Source organism: Roseateles sp., from assembly GCF_039595595.1.
In the GTDB taxonomy this organism is placed as follows: domain Bacteria; phylum Pseudomonadota; class Gammaproteobacteria; order Burkholderiales; family Burkholderiaceae_C; genus Roseateles.
Window position 1 is genome coordinate 100,807 of sequence record NZ_JBCNLG010000006.1, and the last position, 20,454, is coordinate 121,260.

Genomic DNA, 20,454 nt, shown 5'->3' on the forward strand with positions numbered 1-20,454 from the left:
GACCCCGCATCACGGCCCGCGCCAAGGCTTGGCCGCCCTCACGCTGGGCGCCCTCGGCGTCGTCTTCGGCGACATCGGCACCAGCCCCCTCTACACCATGCGTGAGGTGCTCAACCCCGCCAACGGGGTGACGCTGCAACCCGACACCATCGTCGGCGCCGTCTCCGCCATCTTCTGGGCGCTGATGCTGGTGGTGACCCTCAAGTACGTCGTGCTGATCCTGCGCGCCGACAACCGCGGCGAGGGCGGCATCATGGCCCTCACCGCCCTGGCCGTGCGCGCCGCCGGCTCGACACCCCAGCGCCGCCGCGTGCTGCTGCTGGTCGGCGTCTGCGGCGCCGCCCTGTTCTACGGCGACAGCGTCATCACCCCTGCCATCTCCGTCATGGGCGCCGTCGAAGGCCTGGAGATCGTCACGCCGTCCTTCAAGCCCTTCGTGCTGCCCATCTCGCTGGTCGTGCTCACCGCCCTGTTCCTGATCCAGCGCCATGGCTCCGCCGCCGTGGGCGTGCTGTTCGGACCGGTGATGCTGGTCTGGTTCGCGGTGCTCGGCCTGGCCGGCGTCCACCAGATCGCCCAGACGCCGGAAATCCTGCAGGCGCTGAACCCGCTGCGCGGCCTGGAGTTCCTGCGCGAGCGCGGCCCCGCCCTCTTCCTGGTCGTCGGCGCGCTGGTGCTGGCCCTGACCGGCGCCGAGGCGCTCTACGCCGACATGGGCCACTTCGGCAAGCGGCCGATCCGCCTGGCCTGGACCGCGCTGGTGCTGCCCACGCTCGCGCTCAACTATGCCGGCCAGGGCGCGCTGCTCATGCGCGATCCCGCCGCGCTGGACAACCCGTTCTTCCGCCTCTTCCCCGCCGCGGCCCTGTTGCCCGTCGTGATCCTGGCCACGCTGGCCTCGGTGATCGCGTCCCAGGCGGTGATCTCCGGCGCGTTCTCGCTGACCAAGGAAGCCATCCAGCTCGGCCTGCTGCCCCGCATGCGCGTGCTCTACACCTCCAGCCACGCGATGGGCCAGGTCTACCTGCCCGCCATCAACTGGACCCTGCTGGTGGCCGTGCTGCTCGCGGTGCTGGGCTTCGAGAGCTCCTCCGCGCTGGCCTCCGCCTACGGCATCGCGGTCACGATCACCATGCTGATCACCACCGCGCTGACCTACTTCGTGGTGCGACACGCCTGGCGCTATCCCGCGCCGCTGGCCTGGGCCGCCACCGCCGGCTTCCTGCTCGTGGACGCGGTGCTGGTGATGTCCTGCTCGCTCAAGGTGATGCAAGGCGGCTGGTTCCCGCTGGCCATGGGGCTGGTGCTCTTCGCCGTGATGGCCACCTGGCGCCGCGGCCGCGAGCTGCTGCACGCCCAGGCCGCCGGCGACGACCTGCCCCTGCGTCCCTTCCTCCAATCGCTGGAGCACGACATCTCCGGCAACCGGCCCGAGCGCATCGCCGTCTATCCGGTCGGCGATCCGGAAGTCGTTCCGCCGGCGCTGCTGCACAACCTCAAGCACTACCAGACGCTGCACGCGCGCAACGTGCTGGTGACCGTGCGCTTCGACGAGGTGCCCTACGTCCCCGAGGACCAGCAGCTCACCGTCGAGCCGCTGCCCGCCGGCTTCTGGCGCGTCGAGGTCCGCTACGGCTTCAAGGACGAGCCCAACATCCCCGCCGCGCTGGGCCGCTGCGCGCGCCACGACCTGCAGTTCGATCCCTTCCTGGCCTCGTACTTCCTGAGCCGCGAGGTCGTGGTGCCGGCCGCCAAGGGACAGGCCTCGCAGATGGCGCGCTGGCGCCGCCAGCTGTTCGCCACCATGGCGCGCAACGGCGGCAGCGCGGCCGACTACTTCCGGCTGCCCGACAACGTCGTCATCGAACTGGGTTCGCGGGTGCAGCTGTAGCGCCCGCCGCCGGCGCGCCGCGCACCAGTTGGCGCATCAGCAGCGCCGCCACCGCCGTCGAGGCGATCACGACGTAGCCGACGTGGTCGAAGTCGTTGACATGGCCGTCCGGGCCGATGAACACGATGTGGCCCGCCACCAGCGAGGCCAGCCCGCCGGCCAGCTGCTGCAGCGCCGAGTTGATCGCATTGAACGAGCCGCGCTGCTCCGGCGACGGCACGCCTGCCAGCGTCGCCTGCGCCGGGATCATGCGCGAGAAGATGCCCACGAACATCACTACGTTGACCAGGATCAGCACCCACAGCGGCGACACGCCGAGCCGGGTGTAGAAGGCCACCATCGCGATCGTGATCACGCAGCCCGCATAGAACACCGGCATCGCGCCGAGCCGGTCGGCCAGGCGCCCGATCAGCGGCGAGAACACCAGCGTGCAGATGCCGGTGATCAGATAGATGATGGGCAACTGGTCCAGCGGAATGCCCACGTTGTGCACCACGAAGGCGCTGGCGAAGGGCATCAGCATGAAGCCGCCGGTCGTCAGCAGCGCGGTCAGCGCGAAGGCCAGTTGCTGGCGCGGAATGCGCACCGTCTGCAGCAGGTGGCGCGAGGCACTGTGCTGGCCGGTGCCGGGCGCGCCGAGGTGCGCGTTCACCGGCTGCAGCTTGAGCGCGATCACGCCCAGCGCAATCAACCCGAACAGCACGATCGCCAGGAAAGGCGCGTGCCAGTCGTAGCGCGCCAGATAGATCGAGAACGGCAGCCCCAGCACCTGGCTGGCCGCGAAGCCGCCCTGCAACAGGCCCATGACCCGGCCGCGCTGCGCGGGCGGAAACAGGTCGGCGGTGATCGCCATGATGATCGAGCCGATGACGCCACCGAACAGCCCCGTGACGATGCGCGCCGCCAGCAGCGAGACGAAGCTCGTCGCCAGCCCGCACCACAGCGTGCCCAGCAGGAAGCCGCCGAAGAAGAACAGCAGCAGCCGCTTGCGGTCGAAGCGGTCGGCGAAACCGGCCGTCAGCAGTCCCGCGACGCCGGCGCTGAACGCGTAGGCCGACACGGCCGTCCCGAACTCGCTCGAGCTCATCTTCAGTGCCGGCATGATCATCACGCCCAGCGGCGACATGATCATGAAGTCCAGCACCACGGAGAACTGCAGCAGCGCCATCAGCGCGGCGGCGAGCTTCTGATAGGGCGTGAACGCCTGCATCGCGGCGGGCGTGCCCGGCTGCGCCCCGGCGGGAACCGCCGGCGTGGCCGGTCCGGGCGAAGTGGATTTGCTTTCTGACATGGGGCGCGATTCTGCGCATGCCCGGTCTCCACTGCGTAAAGACATGCCTGCAACGCGGGAAACCCTGGGCCTCCGAGCCGGGCGCCAATCCCACGTCACCGGAAACAGGGGGTGAATCGCGCGGGCGCCAGGTCTAGACTGACTGCACGCCGGCAGGCAGTCCCGCGCATCGACGCACGCAAGTGCGCGCGCGATGGAGTCCGGCGCAGGTCAGGGAGTGGATCTGGCCGGTCGGGGCAGTCGATGCCAAGCCGTGAAGCGCTACTCCGGATCATCGAGATCCATAGTCAGGTCGCCCAGCTCGGGCTGGACCTGGCGGGCGTGATGTCGCTGTCGGTCCACGGCACGCTGGACCTGGTCGAGGCGGACGGCGCCGCCATCGAACTCGCCGAGGGCGAGGACCTGGTCTATCGCGCCGTCGCGGGCGCCGCCTCCCATCAGCTCGGCGTGCGCGTGCGGCGCGATGGCAGCCTCTCGGGCACCTGCCTGCGCCAGGGCATCCCGCTGATCTGCGAGGACGTCGAGTCCGACGGCCGCGTCGACATCGAGGCCTGCCGCCGTGTCGGGCTGCGCTCGATGATCGTGCTGCCGCTGGTGCATCAGGGCACGCCGGTCGGCGTGCTCAAGGCGTTCTCATCGCGCACGCACTGTTTCGGGAGCAGTCAGGTCGACGTGCTGTCGCTGATGTCCAAGGTGCTGGGCGCCGCGATGTACTGGGCGACCCGCTACGGACGGGACGACCTCTTCCATCGCGCCACCCATGACGACATGACGGGACTGGCGAATCGCTCGCTGTTCATGGATCGTCTTCGCCACGCCACCGCCGAAGTCGAGCGCGGCGATCCGCCCATCGCCGTCGTGCTGCTGGACATGGACGGCCTCAAGCGCATCAACGACACGCTGGGCCATGCGGCCGGCGATGCCGCGCTGATCGAGTTCAGCCGGCGCCTGGCGTCCGCGACGCGCGAGTCCGACACCGTCGCGCGGCTGGGCGGCGACGAGTTCGCCGTCCTGCTGACCCACGCCGGATCGGCGGCGGTGCTGGAATCGACGCTGGACCGCATCCACTCGGCGATCGAAGGGCCCTTCCCCTACATGGAGCGCGTGCTGCAGCTGCGCGCCAGCATGGGCGCCTCCCGCTGCCCCGAGGACTGGCGCGACGCCACGGCGCTGATGGAATGCGCCGACATGCGCATGTACGAGGCCAAGCGCGCGCGCCAGGGCATCGACCGGACGGGCCCGGTGCCGCTGGAGCCGAGCTGCTGACGGACAGCGTCCGCCAGCCGCCGCGGCGTGCCCGCGCGACGGCACGGCCTTCCCGCGTGCGAAGCGCACATCCGGCGCCTCTCCGGCGCGGCAAGCCGCGCATGTCCGGATTCCCTTGCCATGGCCGCTGCTGATAATGGTCCGCATGGCCGAGAGCCAGCGAGGGAGAAACCGATGACCGACATGGTGTTCGCCGACGAGCTGCCGGAACCGGGGGAGGACACCCGCACCCGCATGCTCGATCCGTGGGTGGTGATGATCGTGGACGACGATCCGGCGGTGCATCAGGTGACGCAGCTGGTGATGGCGGATTTCGAGTTCGCGGGCCGCCGGTTGCAGTTCCTCAGCGCCTACAACGGGTCCGAGGCCCGCGACCTGCTGCGCGATCGTCATGACATCGCGCTGATCCTGCTGGACGTGGTGATGGAGTCGGAACACGCCGGACTGGACGTGGCGCGCTTCATCCGCGAGGAGCTGCGCAACACGCAGGTGCGCATCGTGCTGCGCACCGGGCAGCCCGGGCAGGCGCCCGAAGAACACGTCATCAAGACCTACGACATCAACGACTACAAGGAGAAGACGGAGCTGACCAAGCGCAAGCTGATCACCGTCTTCTACTCGGCGCTGCGTTCGTACCGGGACATCGTCATCCTGTCGCAATCGCGCGCGGCGCTGCGGCGTTCGATCGACGCAATCACCCAGTTGCACGATTCGAGCAGCCTGCGCCATTTCGCGTCGGCGCTGCTGGAGCAGGTGGGGCACATGCTGGGCTACGAAGCCAAGGGCCTGTGCGCGAGCCGCATGTACGCCGCCTCGCACGCCGAAGGCCGGCTGCGCGTGCTGGCGGCCACCTCGGAATACCAGGGCCTGCTGGCCGAGGCGCAAGTCTCCGACCTGCCCGGCGATGTGCGCGAGGCACTGGACCGCGCGCTGCTCACGCGCCGCAGCAGCTTCGAGGACGGGCGCTTCATCGGCTACTACCGGACGCACTCGGGCAACGAGAGCCTGCTCTACATGGTGCTGTCGGACCCGCTCGACGACGAGGGCCGCGAGCTGCTGGACATCTTCTGCGCCAACGTCGCGATCGCGTACGAAGGCTTGCTGGAGCGCGAGCGCGCCCACTGAAGCCCGGCCCGTATGATCGCGGCCGCTTTGTCGGTCCCGGTCATGCATCAACTCCGCCTGTTCTTCGTCGCCCTGCAGTTCTTCACCCGCGTGCCGGTGCCGCGCTGGGTCGGCTTCGAGCCGGCCTGGCTGCAGCAATGCGCGCGCTACTTCCCGCTGGTGGGGCTGGTGGTGGGCGGGTTCTCGGCGCTGGTGCTGTGGGCGGCGCAGCTGGTGTTCCCGGCGACGGTGGCGGTCGGACTCGCGATGGCCGCGAGCGTCTGGCTCACCGGCGGCTTCCACGAGGACGGCCTGGCCGACAGCTGCGACGCGCTGGGCGGCGCGGTGTCGCGGGAGAAGGCGCTGGCGATCATGAAGGACTCGCGCATCGGCAGCTACGGGGCGCTGGGGCTGATCCTGGTGCTGGGCCTGAAGGCGACCGTGCTGCTGGGGCTGGTGGAAACCGATCCGACGCTGGCGCTGCTGGCGGTGGTGTGGGCACATGTGGCGTCGCGCGCGGCACCGGTGTGGCTGCTGCATGCGCTGCCCTATGCCGGCGACGCCGAGCACGCCAAGGCCAAGCCGCTGGCGACGCAGATCAGCGGCCCGGGCCTGACCATCGCGCTGGGGTTGGTCATCGTGGCGAGCCTCGTGGGCGCGTGGCTGATGCCGGAGAACGCGCCACTGATGCTGGGCGCGGTGGTGGTGTCGGCGGGGCTGACCTTCTACATGCAGTCGATGCTCGACCGCCGCCTGCACGGCTACACCGGTGACACGCTGGGCGCGACGCAGCAGATCGTGGAACTCGGCGCGCTGTTGGCCTTCCTGGCGCTGGCGCCGCTCTTCCCGGCGGAGTGACGCCATGTCCGCGCGCGCGACGAGCGGGCCGAGAACGCTGAACGAGCCAGTCATGCCGCTCACGCCCATCATCCCGATCAGCGTGTGGCGCCACCCGCGACCCGAAGGCGCGACAGGTCTGTGCGTCGGCGGACGGTGCGATCTGCCAGTGAACTGGCGCCGTGCGAAGCGGCTCGCCCGGCGCATTCAATCGCATGCGAGGAGGCACCGGCTGGCGCATGAGGTCTGGACCTCGCCGCTACGGCGCTGTGCCGAGGTCGGACGCTGGCTCAAGCGCTGGGGCTGGCGGCATCGCGTTGACGCGGCGCTCGCGGAGATCGATTTCGGCGCCTGGGACGGTCGGCCGTGGGCCGGGATCCCAAAGACGGAGATCGATGCGTGGGTCGCCGACTTCGCCCGCTTCGCGCCGCAGGGAGGCGAGCCGCTGACGGCACTGCTGGAGCGCGCTTCGGGTTGGTCCAAGGGCGCGCTGGTGGTCAGCCACGGCGGATGGATGCTGGCGCGGCGTTGGCGGCAGATGCATCCGCATGAGGTCCCACAGGCAGACCGCTGGCCGGCTCCGCCCGCTTACGGCGAGCGCTGGGGGCTCTGATCCTCAGCGATCGAGACGTCTCTCCAACACGGCCACCAGGCCCGCTGCAAAGATGTCTCGATAGCTGAAACGATCCCGGCGCGCCTCACGACGCTCAGCAGCCGGAATCAGAAAGCGATGATGGTGCGCCGGGGCGGCCGGCGCTTCAATTGCCCATCCAAGGAGGCGAATGACTCAAGCCGTGGACTGCGTCAACCGCAGATACTTCTGCATCAAGGTCTCGCGCGATTCGACATGCGCCGGATTCACCGGAATGCAGGCCACCGGGCACAACATCGCGCATTGCGGCTCGTCGAAATGACCCACGCACTCGGTGCACTTGCCAGGGTCGATCTGATAGAACTCCTCGCCCATCGAGATCGCCTGGTTCGGGCACTCCGGCTCGCACACATCGCAGTTGATGCATTCGTCGGTGATCATCAAGGCCATGGCTTACTGCTCCACGCGGTTCTTGGCGATGCGCTCTTCCAGCCGCTCACGCACCCGCGGCGAGACGAACTTGGAGACCTCGCCGCCCAAGGTCGCGATCTCGCGCACGAAAGTCGACGAAATGAACTGGTACTGGTCCGACGGGGTCAGGAACAGCGTCTCCACGTCCGGCATCAGCTGCCGGTTCATGCCGGCCATCTGGAATTCATACTCGAAATCGGACACCGCCCGCAGCCCGCGCACCACGACCTTGCCGTCGTTCTCCAGCACGAAGTCGCGCAGCAGGCCCTTGAAGGCCACCACCTCGACGTTCGGATACGGTGACACCAGCTCGCGCGCCATCTCCAGCCGCTCGTCGACGCTGAACATCGTCTTCTTGTGATGCCCCGCCGCGACCGCCAGCACCAGCCGCTCGAACAGCCGGCTGGCGCGGCGCACGAGATCCTCGTGGCCGAGGGTCATCGGGTCGAAGGTGCCGGGGTAGACGGCGGTCAGCAGGGTCTGCGAGGTCATGGGCGCGGATTATCCGCCGCGCCGCAGCAGGCGGTAGTGCACCGCCCCGGCCCGCCCTTCCTTCCACACGGACAAGCCCAGCGCCTCGGGCGCCGCCACCGGTTCCGGCGACTCCAGGTAGATCAGTCCATGCTCGCCGAGCAGCGGCGCCGCGGCCGCCAGCGCGTCGACGAACAGGCTCTGCGCGAACGGCGGATCCAGGAACACCAGATCGAAGCTCCCGGGCGCCGCCCGGCGCATCCAGGCCAGCGCATCGGCGCTCTCGATCGTCATCGGGACCGCGCCGTCCTTGTCGAGCCGCTTCTGATTCGCCCTCAGCGCGGCGGCGAGCTTGCCGTCGCGCTCCAGCAGCACCACCCGCGCCGCGCCGCGCGACGCGGCCTCGAAGCCGAGCGCCCCGCTGCCCGCGAAGGCGTCCAGCACCCGCCAGCCGGCCAGGTCCTGGCCAAGCCAGTTGAAGACCGTCTCGCGCACGCGGTCCGGCGTCGGCCGCAGGCCGTCGCTGACCGGCACCGGCAGCTTCGAGCGCTTCCAGATGCCGCCGACGATGCGGACCTCGCCGGGCCCGCCGCGCCCCTTGGCGCGCGCTTCCTGGCCGCTCATTGACGGACCGGAATGCCCTGCGACGCCATCAGCGCCTTGGCCTCGCCCACCGTGTGGTCGCCGTAATGGAAGATGCTCGCGGCGAGCACGGCATCGGCACCGCCCTTCGTGATGCCATCGGCCAGGTCCTGCAGCGAGCCCACGCCGCCCGAGGCGATCACCGGCACGCTCACCGCGTCCGACACCGCGCGCGTCAGCGCCAGGTCGAAGCCGCTCCTGGTGCCGTCGCGGTCCATGCTGGTCAGCAGGATCTCGCCGGCGCCGAGCTCGGCCATCCTGGTGGCCCACTCGATCGCGTCCAGGCCCGTGTTCTTGCGGCCGCCATGCGTGTACACGTCCCAGCCGGTGCTGCCATCGGCGTTCACGCGGCGCTTGGCATCGATGGCGACCACGATGCACTGCGCGCCGTATTTCTCCGACGCCGCGCGGATCAGTTCCGGATCCGCCACCGCCGCCGAGTTGAAGCTGACCTTGTCCGCGCCCGCGTTCAGCAGCCGCCGCACGTCCGCGACCGCGCGCACGCCGCCGCCGACCGTCAGCGGAATGAACACCTGCGACGCGACCCGCTCGATGATCGGCAGGATCAGGTCGCGGCCATCGCTGGTCGCGGTGATGTCCAGGAAGGTCAGCTCGTCCGCGCCCTGCTCGTTGTAGCGGGCGGCGATCTCGACCGGATCGCCGGCATCCCGCAGCTCGACGAAGTTGACGCCCTTCACGACGCGACCGCCGGTCACGTCCAGGCACGGGATGATCCGCTTGGCCAGCACCGCTCAGCCCCCGTTCAACTCGTCGGCGCGCTGCTGCGCGGCGGCGAAGTCCAGGTCGCCGGTGTAGATCGCACGGCCGCAGATCACGCCGCCGACGCCTTCGGACTCGACCGCGCACAGCGCCTCGATGTCCTTCAGGTTCGACAGACCGCCCGAGGCGATCACGGGGATGGACAGCGCCCGCGCCAGCGTCACCGTCGCGTCGATGTTGATGCCGGTCAGCATGCCGTCGCGGCCGATGTCGGTGTAGATCACGCCTTCGACGCCGTAGTCCTCGAACTTCCTGGCCAGGTCCACGACCTCATGGCCGGTGAGCTTGCTCCAGCCGTCGGTGGCGACCTTGCCATCCTTGGCGTCCAGGCCCACGATGATGTGGCCGCCGAAGGCCGACGCCGCGTCCTTCAGGAAGCCGGGGTTCTTCACCGCCGCGGTGCCGATGATCACGTACGACAGGCCATCGTCCAGATAGCGCTCGATCGTGTCCAGGTCGCGGATGCCGCCGCCCAGCTGCACGGGGATGTCGTCGCCGACCTCGCGCAGGATGGCCTTGATGGCGGCCTCGTTGACCGGCTTGCCGGCGAAGGCGCCGTTCAGGTCCACCAGGTGCAGACGCCGGGCACCGGCGTCGACCCATCGGCGGGCCATCTCGGCCGGGTCTTCGCCGAATGTCGTGGAGTCATTCATGTCGCCTTGCTTGAGGCGGACGCATTTGCCGTCTTTCAGGTCGATCGCGGGAATCAGCAGCATGGCCGAGGGGGCTGAGGGTGGGGAAATGAAGATGCGGAAACCCGGGAATGGCCTGAAAGCCGCGAGTCAGGGCTTCCAGTGCAGGAAATTGCGGTACAGGGCAAGCCCGGACGCGGCACTTTTCTCGGGGTGGAATTGGGTGGCAAAAATGTTATCCCTCGCCACCGCGCAGGTAAAGCTCAGGCCGTACTCGCTCTGGCCGGCGCTGTCGCGCGGGTCCGACGTCTCGGCATAAAAACTGTGGACGAAGTAGAACCAGCTCTGGTCCGGCACCTCGCCCCAGACCGGGTGGGCCTGGCGCTGGCGGACCCGGTTCCAACCCATCTGCGGCACCTTGTAGCGGCTGCCGTCGGGCTGCAGCCGCCCCTCCAGCCGGAAGCGCTTCACGCGCCCCGGAATGAGGCCCAGGCCCGGCGTGTCCTGCTCCTCGCTGTGGTCCAGCAGCATCTGCATGCCGACGCACACGCCCATCAGCGGCTTGTTGGCCGCGGCGTCCAGCACCGCCTCCTTCAGGCCGCTGTCCTGGAGCTCGCGCATGCAGTCGCGCATCGCGCCCTGGCCGGGGAGCACGATGCGCTCGGCGCTCAGGACCTCCTCGGGTCTGGCCGTGATGACCACCCGCACGCCCTGATCCTGCGCCGCGGCCATCACCGCCTGCGAGACCGAGCGCAGGTTGCCCATGCCGTAATCGACCACGGCGACGGTCCTGGGAACGATGCTCACAGCGTCCCCTTCGTCGACGGGATCACGCCGGCCGAGCGCGGATCCAGCGTCATCGCCATGCGCAGCGCGCGGCCGAAGGCCTTGAACATCGTCTCGCACTGGTGATGCGCGTTGTGGCCCTTGAGGTTGTCCACGTGCAGCGACACCAGCGCGTGATTCACGAAGCCCTGGAAGAACTCGTAGGTCAGCTGCGTGTCGAAGGCGCCCACCGAGCCCGCGGTGAACTTGACGTCCATCGCCAGCCCCGGACGGCCGGAAAAGTCCACCACCACGCGCGACAGCGCCTCGTCCAGCGGCACGTAGCTGTGGCCGTAGCGGGTGATGCCCTTCTTGTCGCCGATCGCCTGCGCCACCGCCATGCCCAGCGTGATGCCGACGTCCTCGACGGTGTGGTGGCCGTCGATGTGCAGGTCGCCCTTGGCCTCGATGTCCAGGTCGATCAGCCCGTGGCGGGCGATCTGGTCCAGCATGTGATCGAAGAAGCCGATGCCGGTGTTCAGCGTGGCCTGGCCGGTGCCGTCCAGATTGACGCGCACGCGGATCTGCGTTTCCTTGGTGTCGCGGCGGACTTCGGCGATGCGTTCGGAGCTCATGGGGATTCCAGCGAAATCAGAGGGACGGGGAGGCTTCGGGCCGCGCGAGGCTGGCGTCCAGCGCCGCCAGCATCGCCGCGTTCTCATCCGGCGCGCCGACGGTCAGGCGCAGGCAGCCGGCCAGCAGCGGATGCATGCCGGAGACGTTCTTGACCAGCACGCCGCGCGCCTTCAGGCCGGCATGCAGCCGGTTGGCGTCGGGCACGCGCACCAGGATCATGTTGCCTTCGCTCGGAAACGCGCGCACCAGGGGCATCGCCGCGAGCGCGGCCTGGAGCTTCTCGCGCTCGGCGCGCAGCGTGGCGGCCTGGCGCTCGTACTCGCTGGCATGCTCGAGCGCGAACAGCCCCGCCTCCGCGTTCAGCACGCTGACGTTGTAGGGCGGGCGCAGCTTGTCGATGTGATGGATCAGCTCGGCATGGCCCATCAGGTAGCCGATGCGCACGCCGGCCAGCCCGAACTTGCTCATCGTGCGCATGATCAGCACCTGCGGATGACGCGCCATCAGCGCCATCGCGTCGCGCGCGGCGAAGGGCTGATAGGCCTCGTCCATCACGACCAGCCCCGGCGCGGCCTGCGCGATGCGCTCGATGACGGCGTCGTCCCAGAGGTTGGCGGTCGGGTTGTTCGGATAGGCCAGATAGACGACCGCGGGCTGGTGCTCGGCGATCGCGGCCAGCATCGCGGCCTCGTCGAGCTCGAAGTCCGCCGTGAGCGGCACCCCGACGAAGTCCAGGTGCTGGTACTTCGACGACAGCTCGTACATGACGAAGCCCGGCACCGGCGCCAGCACCGCGACCCGCTGTCCCGGCTTGCAAACCGCCATCGCGAGCAGCGAGATCAGTTCGTCCGAGCCGTTGCCCAGCATCAGCGCCTTGCCCTGCGGCAACTTCGCATGATCGGCCAGCGCCTGCGCGAGCTGCTGGGTGCGTTCGCCCGGATAACGGTTGATCGCGACGGCGCCCAGCCGCTCGCCCAGCGCGCGCTGAAGCGGCTCCGGCAGGCGGAACGGGTTCTCCATCGCGTCCAGCTTGATCAGGCCGGCGCTGGCATGCACCTGGTACGCCTGCATCGCGCGAACGTCGTCGCGCAGCACGCCCAGGGCTCGGTCGAGGGACGCTTTCATGGGGTCACGGACAGGGAAGGAAGGGAATCGGACGACGACACGCCCGCCGGCAGCGCGCGCAGCGGATCGACGATCAGGACGCTGTCGAACAGTTGCCCGTGCGGCAGCGACAGGCTCAGCAGCGTCTCGCAGCCTTGCGCCTTGGCGGCGGCGACGATCAGCGCGTCGGCATAGGGCAGCGCGAAGCGGCTCTCGAGCGACCATGCCGACTCGACCGTCGCGTGATCGGTCGACCACGGCGCCCAGCGCTGGTAGCGGCGGACCTCGGCACGGGCATCGCCGTTGGGCATGGGCGGCGCGATGCGGGTGGTCACCGCGCGGTAGAAATCATTCAGCACCTGGCTCGAGGTGCGGCCCAGCCGCTGCTGCCACAGCACGCGCAGCCAGAGCATCGCCTGCGCGCGTCGCGCGGGCTCGGCGCCGTCCTCGCTCAGGATCAGCACCGAGGTGTCGACGAACACCGGGCAGGTCAGTTCGATGGACACGCCAGGGAGGGGGCCGGCCGAGGGGCTCACAGCAGCTCCCGGCCCGGGTAGGGCTGGCCGTCGGAAGACCAGGTGCGCTCGCGGTGCAGCCAGTCCTGCAGCGCGCGCTCGTAGGCGTCGTCGTGGCGCATCTTCTCGGCGAGCAGCTCGCCGACCAGGCGTGACACGCTCGTGTTGCGCCGCGCCGCCTCCAGCCTCGCCCACTCGGCGACGCTGTCTTCCATGGTGACGGTGACGTTCTTCATGAGGGCCGCAGCCTAACACGAAGTTCGTGTTGCACGAACTTCGTGTTCCGTGAAGCCCCTGATGCGCTCCTGCGCTCCTGGGCTTCAGCCGTGCAGGCGGAACTGGCCGACCACCTGCTGCAGGCTCCCCGCCTGCTCGCGCAGCGATTCGGACGCGGCCGAGGACTCCTCGACCAGCGCGGCATTCTGCTGCGTGACCTCGTCCAGGCGGCGCACGGCCTGACCGACCTCCATGAGGCTGGTGCTCTGTTCCTGCGTGGCTGACGAGATCTCTTGAATGATGTCCGTGACCCGTTGCACCGCGCCGACGATGTCGCGCATGGTCTCGCCGGCATCGCCGACCAGGCGCGCGCCCGCCTCGACCCGCTCGACCGAGGAGCCGATCAGCGCCTTGATCTCGCGCGCGGCCTCGGCGCTGCGCTGCGCCAGCGAGCGGACTTCGCCGGCGACGACCGCGAAGCCGCGGCCCTGCTCGCCGGCCCGGGCCGCCTCGACGGCCGCGTTCAGCGCCAGGATGTTGGTCTGGAAGGCGATGCCGTCGATGGTGCCGATGATGTCGGCGATCTTGCGCGAGGACGCGTTGATCTGGTCCATCGTGCTGACGACCTCGGACACCACCACGCCACCGCGATCCGCGACCTGGCTGGCGTTCAGCGCCAGCTGGCTGGCCTGGCGCGTGGCATCGGCGTTCATGCGGACGGTGTCCGTCAGCGCCTGCATCGTGGCCGAAGTCTGCTCCAGGCTCGACGCCATCTGCTCGGTGCGGGCCGACAGGTCGCTGCTGCCGGCGGCCACTTCGCTGCTCGACATGGCGATGCTCTCGGCGCTGGCGCGCACTGTCGACAGCGAGCGGCTGAGCGCGCCCTGCATTGCCGACAAGGCTTGCGCCAGCTGGCCCAGCTCATCGCGGCGGGAGGTGTCGATCTCGACGGTCAGGTCGCCCTCGGCGACGCGGCTGGCGGCGCCGACCATGTCGGTCAGCGGCTTGACGGTGCTGCGCGTCAGGTAGATCGCGATGACGATGCCAGCGGTCAGCGCGGCCGCGATCAGCACGATCATCGTCGTCAGGACCGCCTTGTAGGCACGGCGCGATTCCTCGACGCTCCGCTGACCGCCTTCGGTGTTGATGTCGACCAGCTTCTGCACCGCGCCGACCACCTCGGCGAAGGCGGCGCCGGACTCGCCGGAAACAGTCGCGAGGTACTCGCCGCGATTGCCGGCCTTGCGCGCGGCGATCAGCTTGTCCTGGATGGCGAGGAAGGCCGCGTACTTGTCCTTGGCCACCTTCCACTGGGCGCCTTCCTCCGGCGTGGAGATCATGGCCTCGTAGTCCTTGGCCAGCCCGGGCAGGACCTTCTCGCGCAGGTTCTTGATGCGGTCCTGCTCCTGTTCGACCTCCAGGATCACGTCCTTGAGGCACATGGACATCTCGGCGCGGCGCAACTCGTTGAGCTGGCCGCGCAAGGCATTGATCGAGTTGATGGAAGGAATCCAGTCAGAGCCCATCTCCTCGACGTTGCCCTGGATCACCTGGATGCGGGTGATCGCGACCACGCCCACCAGCACGGTCGCCAGCAGCACCGCCGCGAACCCCAACGAAATGCGTACGCCGACGCGCAGGTCAGAAATCTTCATGCTTCGCCGTCCTTGTCTTGAGCAAGCAGCAGCGATGCTAGATCGGCGCGCAAAAGGGCGAGCAGCGAAACAGCGGCGAAAGTGGCGGTTTATCCACGAGCCAGGGTTTGCCCCCAGTCACCGCGTGAAATCTGCGCGAGCCGGGCGGCGCGCGGCCGCCCGGTGCGGCCGGGTCAGCGCTTGAGCCGGAACTCCGCCGCCTGCGCATGCGCCTGCAGGCCCTCGCCGTATGCGAGCGTCGCGGCGATCGGCCCCAGCAGCTGCGCGCCGGCCTCGCTGACCTCGATCAGGCTGGAGCGCTTCTGGAAGTCGTAGACGCCCAGCGGCGAGGAGAAGCGCGCCGTCCCCGAGGTGGGCAGCACATGGTTCGGCCCGGCGCAGTAGTCGCCCAGCGATTCACTGGTGTAGGCGCCCAGGAAGATCGCGCCGGCATGGCGCAGCAGCGGCTCCCAGCGGTGCGGATCGGCGCTGGAGACCTCGAGGTGTTCCGGCGCGATGCGGTTGCTGATCTCACAGGCCTCCTCCATCGAGCGCGTCTGGATCAGCGCGCCCCGCCCTTCCAGCGACGCCCGGATCACGTCACGCCGCGGCATGCCCGGCAGCAGGCGCTCGATGGCGTCGCGCACCTGCGCGATGTAGGCCGCGTCGGGACACAGCAGGATGCTCTGCGCGAGCTCGTCGTGCTCGGCCTGGCTGAACAGGTCCATCGCGACCCAGTCCGGCGGCGTCGTGCCGTCGGCGAGCACGAGGATCTCGCTCGGCCCGGCGATCATGTCGATGCCGACCTGGCCGAAGACATGCTTCTTCGCGCTGGCGACGTAGGCATTGCCCGGGCCGGTGATCTTGTCCACGCGCGGCACGGTCGCCGTGCCGTAGGCCAGCGCCGCCACCGCCTGCGCGCCCCCGATCGTGAAGGCGCGGTGCACGCCGGCGACATAGGCCGCGGCAAGCACCAGCGGATTCTTCTCGCCGCGCGGGGTGGGCACGACCATCACGATCTCGGGCACGCCGGCGACCTGCGCCGGGATCGCGTTCATCAGCACGCTCGACGGATACGCGGCCTTGCCGCCCGGCACGTAGATGCCCACGCGATCCAGCGGCGTGACCTTCTGGCCCAGCAGCGTGCCGTCCTCGTCCCGGTAGCTCCAGCTTTCGCCGCAGGCCTGCTTCTGGCGCTCGTGATAGCGGCGCACGCGCTCGGCGGCCTGGGTCAGGGCCTGGGCCTGCGCCGCGGGCAGGCCATCGAAGGCGGCCTTCAGTTCGTCGCGGGTCAGCTCCAGCGCCGCGAGCGAAGCGGCCTGCAGCTGATCGAAGCGGGCCGTGTACTCGAGCACCGCCACGTCGCCGCGCTCGCGCACGTCGGCCAGGATCTCGGCCACGCGCGTCTCGATCGCGGCGTCGGTCTCGGCGGACCAGTGCAGCACGCGCTGGAACTGCGCGTCGAAGTCCGCGTCGGTGGTGTTCAGGGTGCGAAGGGTGGTCGTCATGGCGAACTCCGGATCTGTGCTCAAGCGGCGGGGATGGCCGAGCCGATCGCGTCGATCAGCGGCTTGAGGGCCTCGCGCTTGAGCTTGAGCGCCGCCTGGTTGACGACCAGCCGCGAGGAGATGTCCATGATCCGCTCGACCTCGACCAGCCGGTTCGCCTTGAGCGTGCTCCCGGTGGACACCAGATCGACGATGGCCTCGGCCAGCCCGGTCAGCGGCGCCAGCTCCATCGAGCCATAGAGCTTGATGAGGTCCACGTGCACGCCCTTGTCGGCGAAGTGCTGGCGCGCGATCGAGGTGTACTTCGTCGCCACGCGCAGCCGCGAGCCCTGGCGCACGGCGTTCTCGTAGTCGAAGTCGTCGCGCACCGCGACGCTCATGCGGCACTGCGCGATGCGCAGGTCCAGCGGCTGGTACAGGCCCTGGCCGCCATGCTCGATCAACACGTCGCGGCCGGCCACGCCGAGGTCGGCGCCGCCGTACTCGACATAGGTCGGGACGTCGGTCGCGCGCACGAGCACGACGCGCACCTGAGCCTGGTTGGTGGGGAGGATCAGCTTGCGGGAGCTGTCCGGGTCTTCCAGCACGGAGATGCCCGCGGCCGCCAGCAGCGGCAGGGTCTCTTCGAAGATGCGGCCCTTGGAAAGTGCCAGGGTGATCATGCGATGTCCTCGGTGAACGCGCGCCTCGCGACGAAGCGCTTCGGGCTGTTCAGCGGGACGGCAGCGGGGTTCACCGGACGGGCCACACCGCCACCCGCCTCACGGCCGGGTGGCTGTCAGTGATGGTGAGGCGCGCTGCCTTGCTGCGCGAACTCGGCGGGGGTCAGCGTCTTCATCGACAGCGCGTGGATCTGCTCGCGCATGCGATCGCCCAGCGCCTGGTACACGCGCTGGTGGCGCTTGATCCGGCTCAGGCCCTCGAACTCGGCCGACACGATCGTCGCGAAGAAATGGCGCCCGTCGCCCTCGACCTGGAGCTCGCTGCAAGCGAGACCCTGGGCGATGTAGCTCTGGACTTCTGCGGGGGTCGGATCGGCCATGATGGGGCGGGATTCTACCCGGGCGCTTTCAGTGACGGATCTTGTAGCCGCGGCGCAGCAGTTCCAGCGCGAAGGCCGAGACGATCGCCAGCGCGATCGCCACCACGCCCAGGCTGATCCAGGGCGAGGCGTCGCTGACACCGAAGAAGCCATGGCGGAAGCCGTCGATCATGTAGAAGAACGGGTTCAGGTGGCTCACGCCCTGCCAGAACGCGGGCAGCGAATGCACCGAGTAGAAGACGCCCGACAGGAAGGTCATCGGCATCACGATGAAGTTCTGGAAGGCGGCCATCTGGTCGAACTTCTCCGCCCACAGCCCGGCGATCAGCCCCAGCGAGCCCATCAGTCCGGCGCCCAGCACCGCGAAGGCCAGCACCCACAGCGGGTTGGCCATGCCCGGCGGCGAGAACCACACGGTGGCGATGAACACGCCCGCACCCACCATCAGCCCGCGGATCACGGACGCGCCGACATAGGCCAGGAACCAGGCCCAGTGCGACAGCGGCGACACCAGCAGGAACACCAGGTTGCCGGTGATCTTGCTCTGGATCAGCGACGAGGAGCTGTTCGCGAACGCGTTCTGCAGCACGCTCATCATCACCAGGCCGGGGATCAGGAAGCTGGTGTAGCCGACGCTGCCGTAGACCTTGACGTGGTCCTCGAGCACATGGCCGAACACCAGCAGGTACAGCACGGCAGTGAGCACCGGCGCGCCGACGGTCTGGAAGGCGACCTTCCAGAAGCGCAGCACCTCCTTGTAGAACAGCGTGCGCGCGCCTTCGAGGCGGATCGGGAAGTGGCTGGCACTCATGCGCGGCCCCCTTGCATGATGTCGATGAAGACGTCCTCGAGGTCGGCGCGGCCGATCTCCAGGTCCTCGATCGGGACGGCGGCCTCGCGCAGCGTGGCGAGGATGCCCTCGACCTCCGCCGCGTCGTGCGCGGTGATCTGGACGATGCGCCCGGTGCTGCGCGCGCGCCCGGCCAGCGCCAGCGGCAGCGCCGAGTCGGTCTTGAACTGCAGCATCGTCGACGCGGTGCCGGCCAGCAGCTCCGAGGTGCGGTTGAGGGCCACGATCTTTCCCTGCTTCAGCATCGCGATGCGGTGGCAGAGCGCCTCGGCCTCTTCCAGGTAATGCGTGGTCAGCAGCACGGTGTGGCCCTCGCGGTTCAGGCGCGCGATGAACTGCCACAGCGTCTGGCGCAGTTCGACGTCGACGCCGGCGGTGGGCTCGTCCAGCACGATGACCGGCGGGCGATGCACCAGCGCCTGCGCGACCAGCACGCGGCGCTTCATGCCGCCCGAGAGCTGGCGCATGTTGTTGTGGGCCTTGTCGGCCAGGCCGAGGTTGAGCAGCAGCTCGTCGATCCAGTCGTCGTTGTTGCGAACACCGAAGTAGCCGGACTGGATGCGCAGCGTCTCGCGCACGCTGAAGAACGGGTCGAAGACCAGCTCCTGCGGCACGATGCCGAGCTTCTTGCGGGCATTGGCGTAATCGTCGACGACGTCATGGCCCAGCACCGACACCTGTCCGCCGCTGGCGCGCGACAGGCCGGCCAGGATGCTGATCAGGCTGGTCTTGCCGGCCCCGTTGGGACCGAGCAGGCCGAAGAATTCGCCGGGCTGGATGTCGAAGCTGACGCCATCCAGCGCGCGGAGCTGTCCGGCGCGGTAGGTCTTGCTGACGTTGTGGAATCGCAGGGCGGGCGGACCGCCGGCCGGCGCAGGCGTGGCGGCCGGCTGTTGTGGGGGGCTTGCGGGCATGGGCGGCGATTGTAGGCAGCGCCCCTGTCCCGCGCCCGCCTGGGGTCATGACAGAATGCGGCCACTCGCCCCCACCACGCCCACGGGCCCATGGCCACCAAGAAGCCGCGCCGAACCGCCGAACGCATCCTCGAAGTCACGCTGGACCTCTTCAATCGCTTCGGCGAGCCGAACGTCTCGACCACGCTGATTTCGGCGGAGCTCGGTATCTCGCCCGGCAACCTGTACTACCACTACCCGGCCAAGGACGAGCTCATCAACGCGCTCTTCAACCGCTACGACAAGGCCCTGTCGGAGCTGCTGGCCGCGGTGCACAACGTGCGCAACGTGGAGGACGCCTGGCTGTTCTTCCACATGCTGTTCGAGCTGATCTGGCAGCACCGCTTCCTGTATCGCGACCTCAACGACCTGCTGTCCAAGAACCGCAAGCTGGAGACGCACTTCCAGCACGTGCTGGAGCAGAAGACCCAGGCGATGGCCGGTCTGCTGGGCGGGCTGCAGGCCAGCGGCGCGCTGACGATGCAGGTGCGCGAGGCCGTGCCGACCGCCAACGCGATGGTGGTGCTGCTCAGCTACTGGCTGAGCTACGAGTACGTGCGCGACCCGCGCAATGCGCTGGAGCCTGAACGCGCCGGCGAGGCGCTGATGCGCGGCGCCTTCCACGTGCTGGGGCTGCTGCTGCCGTATCTGGAGCCGGGCTCGCGGGATCACCTGTTCCAGCTCGCCGGCAAGTACCAGCCGGCCGGCGCGGGCACGGCCTGACCCCGGCGCGGGGCATCGGTAGCATCGCGGCCACTGGCGGGCCTCCGCAGAAACCCTGGATTCGTGCGAAGCCGGCCCCCCTGGTCGCGGTTGGCGCTGGAAAACGACACCCTATAAATTAGGGATATCGCATTCACCGACATCGAGGGACCGACTCCATGAAGCGCATCCTGATCTCCGCCGCCGTGCTGGCCCTGATCGCTCCGCTGGCGCAAGCCGCCACCGCCGAGAACGCGGACGCCAAGGCGCTGCGCGCCGAATGCGCGAGCCAGCACGCGGTGAAGTTCGAGCAGCCGGCCGACGCCAACGAGTACCGCTTCGTCTACAACCGCGGCGAGTACCGCGGCGAGGCCACCTCGGGCCAGGCAGTGGCCTGCGGCCAGACGCAGTACGCCGAGTACCTGGCCAGCGCCGATCCGGTCCGCGTGATGAATGCCTATCCCACCGCCGCCGGCCGTCCGCAGCCGGCGAAGAAGGCCGCCAGGTAAGGCGTCCCGCCGCAGCGACGAACGCCGCCTTCGGGCGGCGTTT

General features: G+C 69.1%; 24 protein-coding genes. 7 read left to right on the top strand and 17 right to left on the bottom strand.

Going from position 1 to position 20,454, the window contains the following annotated elements; translation table 11 throughout:
* Positions 1–28 precede the first annotated feature (28 nt).
* Positions 29–1,891 carry a potassium transporter Kup gene (locus ABDW61_RS09965; RefSeq protein ID WP_343638302.1) on the top strand — a complete coding sequence of 621 codons (1,863 nt, stop codon included), beginning with the start codon at positions 29–31 and terminating at the stop codon, positions 1,889–1,891.
* Here the strand turns inward: ABDW61_RS09965 and ABDW61_RS09970 are convergent.
* Positions 1,860–3,182 carry an MFS transporter gene (locus tag ABDW61_RS09970; RefSeq protein WP_343638304.1) on the bottom strand — a complete coding sequence of 441 codons (1,323 nt, stop codon included), beginning with the start codon at positions 3,180–3,182 and terminating at the stop codon, positions 1,860–1,862. The genes ABDW61_RS09965 and ABDW61_RS09970 overlap by 32 nt on opposite strands.
* 243 nt (positions 3,183–3,425) lie before the next feature.
* On the opposite strand from ABDW61_RS09970, the gene ABDW61_RS09975 reads away from it, so the two are divergent.
* From ABDW61_RS09975 to ABDW61_RS09990, 4 genes are all read left to right on the top strand, one after another.
* A complete protein-coding gene (locus ABDW61_RS09975) occupies positions 3,426–4,448 on the top strand; it encodes a sensor domain-containing diguanylate cyclase (RefSeq protein ID WP_343638306.1) in 1,023 nt (340 codons plus the stop codon).
* 174 nt (positions 4,449–4,622) lie between these two features.
* On the top strand, positions 4,623–5,573 hold the full coding sequence (locus ABDW61_RS09980) for a DUF3369 domain-containing protein (protein WP_343638308.1): 951 nt from the start codon (positions 4,623–4,625) through the stop codon (positions 5,571–5,573).
* A gap of 42 nt (positions 5,574–5,615) precedes the next feature.
* Positions 5,616–6,410: an adenosylcobinamide-GDP ribazoletransferase gene (locus tag ABDW61_RS09985; protein WP_343638310.1), complete on the top strand. Its 795-nt coding sequence runs from the start codon at positions 5,616–5,618 to the stop codon at positions 6,408–6,410.
* A gap of 4 nt (positions 6,411–6,414) precedes the next feature.
* Positions 6,415–7,002, top strand: coding sequence for a histidine phosphatase family protein (locus ABDW61_RS09990; protein WP_343638312.1), 588 nt, complete (start codon positions 6,415–6,417; stop codon positions 7,000–7,002).
* Positions 7,003–7,176: 174 nt separating this feature from the next.
* Here the strand turns inward: ABDW61_RS09990 and ABDW61_RS09995 are convergent, their stop codons facing one another.
* The 16 genes from ABDW61_RS09995 to ABDW61_RS10070 all read right to left on the bottom strand — a co-directional run bounded on the left by ABDW61_RS09995 (position 7,177) and on the right by ABDW61_RS10070 (position 19,161).
* On the bottom strand, positions 7,177–7,431 hold the full coding sequence (locus ABDW61_RS09995; protein ID WP_343638314.1) for a YfhL family 4Fe-4S dicluster ferredoxin: 255 nt from the start codon (positions 7,429–7,431) through the stop codon (positions 7,177–7,179).
* Positions 7,432–7,434: 3 nt separating this feature from the next.
* Positions 7,435–7,944, bottom strand: coding sequence for a pantetheine-phosphate adenylyltransferase (gene coaD / locus ABDW61_RS10000; protein ID WP_343638316.1), 510 nt, complete (start codon positions 7,942–7,944; stop codon positions 7,435–7,437).
* 9 nt (positions 7,945–7,953) lie between these two features.
* The gene (gene rsmD / locus ABDW61_RS10005; RefSeq protein WP_343638318.1) at positions 7,954–8,547 is read right to left on the bottom strand and encodes a 16S rRNA (guanine(966)-N(2))-methyltransferase RsmD; all 594 of its coding nucleotides are present in this window, start codon (positions 8,545–8,547) and stop codon (positions 7,954–7,956) included.
* Positions 8,544–9,314 carry an imidazole glycerol phosphate synthase subunit HisF gene (gene hisF, locus ABDW61_RS10010; protein ID WP_343638320.1) on the bottom strand — a complete coding sequence of 257 codons (771 nt, stop codon included), beginning with the start codon at positions 9,312–9,314 and terminating at the stop codon, positions 8,544–8,546. Before hisF ends, rsmD begins: the two co-directional genes overlap by 4 nt.
* A 3-nt stretch (positions 9,315–9,317) precedes the next feature.
* A complete protein-coding gene (hisA, locus tag ABDW61_RS10015) occupies positions 9,318–10,061 on the bottom strand; it encodes a 1-(5-phosphoribosyl)-5-[(5-phosphoribosylamino)methylideneamino]imidazole-4-carboxamide isomerase (protein ID WP_343638322.1) in 744 nt (247 codons plus the stop codon).
* 66 nt (positions 10,062–10,127) lie between these two features.
* Positions 10,128–10,784: an imidazole glycerol phosphate synthase subunit HisH gene (gene hisH, locus ABDW61_RS10020; protein ID WP_343638324.1), complete on the bottom strand. Its 657-nt coding sequence runs from the start codon at positions 10,782–10,784 to the stop codon at positions 10,128–10,130.
* The gene (hisB, locus tag ABDW61_RS10025; protein WP_343638326.1) at positions 10,781–11,377 is read right to left on the bottom strand and encodes an imidazoleglycerol-phosphate dehydratase HisB; all 597 of its coding nucleotides are present in this window, start codon (positions 11,375–11,377) and stop codon (positions 10,781–10,783) included. The genes hisH and hisB overlap by 4 nt, the downstream gene beginning before the upstream one ends.
* 16 nt (positions 11,378–11,393) lie before the next feature.
* Positions 11,394–12,503: a histidinol-phosphate transaminase gene (gene hisC, locus ABDW61_RS10030; protein WP_343638328.1), complete on the bottom strand. Its 1,110-nt coding sequence runs from the start codon at positions 12,501–12,503 to the stop codon at positions 11,394–11,396.
* Positions 12,500–13,018: a PIN domain-containing protein gene (locus ABDW61_RS10035; RefSeq protein WP_343638329.1), complete on the bottom strand. Its 519-nt coding sequence runs from the start codon at positions 13,016–13,018 to the stop codon at positions 12,500–12,502. The genes hisC and ABDW61_RS10035 overlap by 4 nt, the downstream gene beginning before the upstream one ends.
* Positions 13,015–13,233 (bottom strand): CopG family transcriptional regulator, encoded by a 219-nt coding sequence (locus ABDW61_RS10040; RefSeq protein WP_088408424.1) that lies wholly within the window; start codon positions 13,231–13,233, stop codon positions 13,015–13,017. The genes ABDW61_RS10035 and ABDW61_RS10040 overlap by 4 nt, the downstream gene beginning before the upstream one ends.
* Before the next feature lie 84 nt (positions 13,234–13,317).
* A complete protein-coding gene (locus tag ABDW61_RS10045; RefSeq protein WP_343638331.1) occupies positions 13,318–14,868 on the bottom strand; it encodes a methyl-accepting chemotaxis protein in 1,551 nt (516 codons plus the stop codon).
* A gap of 173 nt (positions 14,869–15,041) precedes the next feature.
* The gene (gene hisD, locus ABDW61_RS10050) at positions 15,042–16,355 is read right to left on the bottom strand and encodes a histidinol dehydrogenase (RefSeq protein ID WP_343638332.1); all 1,314 of its coding nucleotides are present in this window, start codon (positions 16,353–16,355) and stop codon (positions 15,042–15,044) included.
* 20 nt (positions 16,356–16,375) lie between these two features.
* Positions 16,376–17,017, bottom strand: coding sequence for an ATP phosphoribosyltransferase (gene hisG / locus ABDW61_RS10055; RefSeq protein WP_343638334.1), 642 nt, complete (start codon positions 17,015–17,017; stop codon positions 16,376–16,378).
* A 116-nt stretch (positions 17,018–17,133) separates the two neighbouring features.
* Complete coding sequence (locus ABDW61_RS10060) at positions 17,134–17,397, bottom strand: BolA family protein (RefSeq protein WP_343638335.1); 264 nt, start codon at positions 17,395–17,397, stop codon at positions 17,134–17,136.
* 28 nt (positions 17,398–17,425) lie between these two features.
* Positions 17,426–18,208: an ABC transporter permease gene (locus tag ABDW61_RS10065; protein WP_343638336.1), complete on the bottom strand. Its 783-nt coding sequence runs from the start codon at positions 18,206–18,208 to the stop codon at positions 17,426–17,428.
* The gene (locus ABDW61_RS10070) at positions 18,205–19,161 is read right to left on the bottom strand and encodes an ABC transporter ATP-binding protein (RefSeq protein WP_343638338.1); all 957 of its coding nucleotides are present in this window, start codon (positions 19,159–19,161) and stop codon (positions 18,205–18,207) included. The genes ABDW61_RS10065 and ABDW61_RS10070 overlap by 4 nt, the downstream gene beginning before the upstream one ends.
* Positions 19,162–19,251: 90 nt before the next feature.
* Between ABDW61_RS10070 and ABDW61_RS10075 the strand changes: the two genes are divergently transcribed.
* Both ABDW61_RS10075 and ABDW61_RS10080 read left to right on the top strand, forming a co-directional pair.
* The gene (locus ABDW61_RS10075; RefSeq protein WP_343638340.1) at positions 19,252–19,923 is read left to right on the top strand and encodes a TetR/AcrR family transcriptional regulator; all 672 of its coding nucleotides are present in this window, start codon (positions 19,252–19,254) and stop codon (positions 19,921–19,923) included.
* Between the two features lie 158 nt (positions 19,924–20,081).
* Complete coding sequence (locus tag ABDW61_RS10080; RefSeq protein WP_343638342.1) at positions 20,082–20,411, top strand: hypothetical protein; 330 nt, start codon at positions 20,082–20,084, stop codon at positions 20,409–20,411.
* The last annotated feature ends 43 nt before the right edge of the window (positions 20,412–20,454 follow it).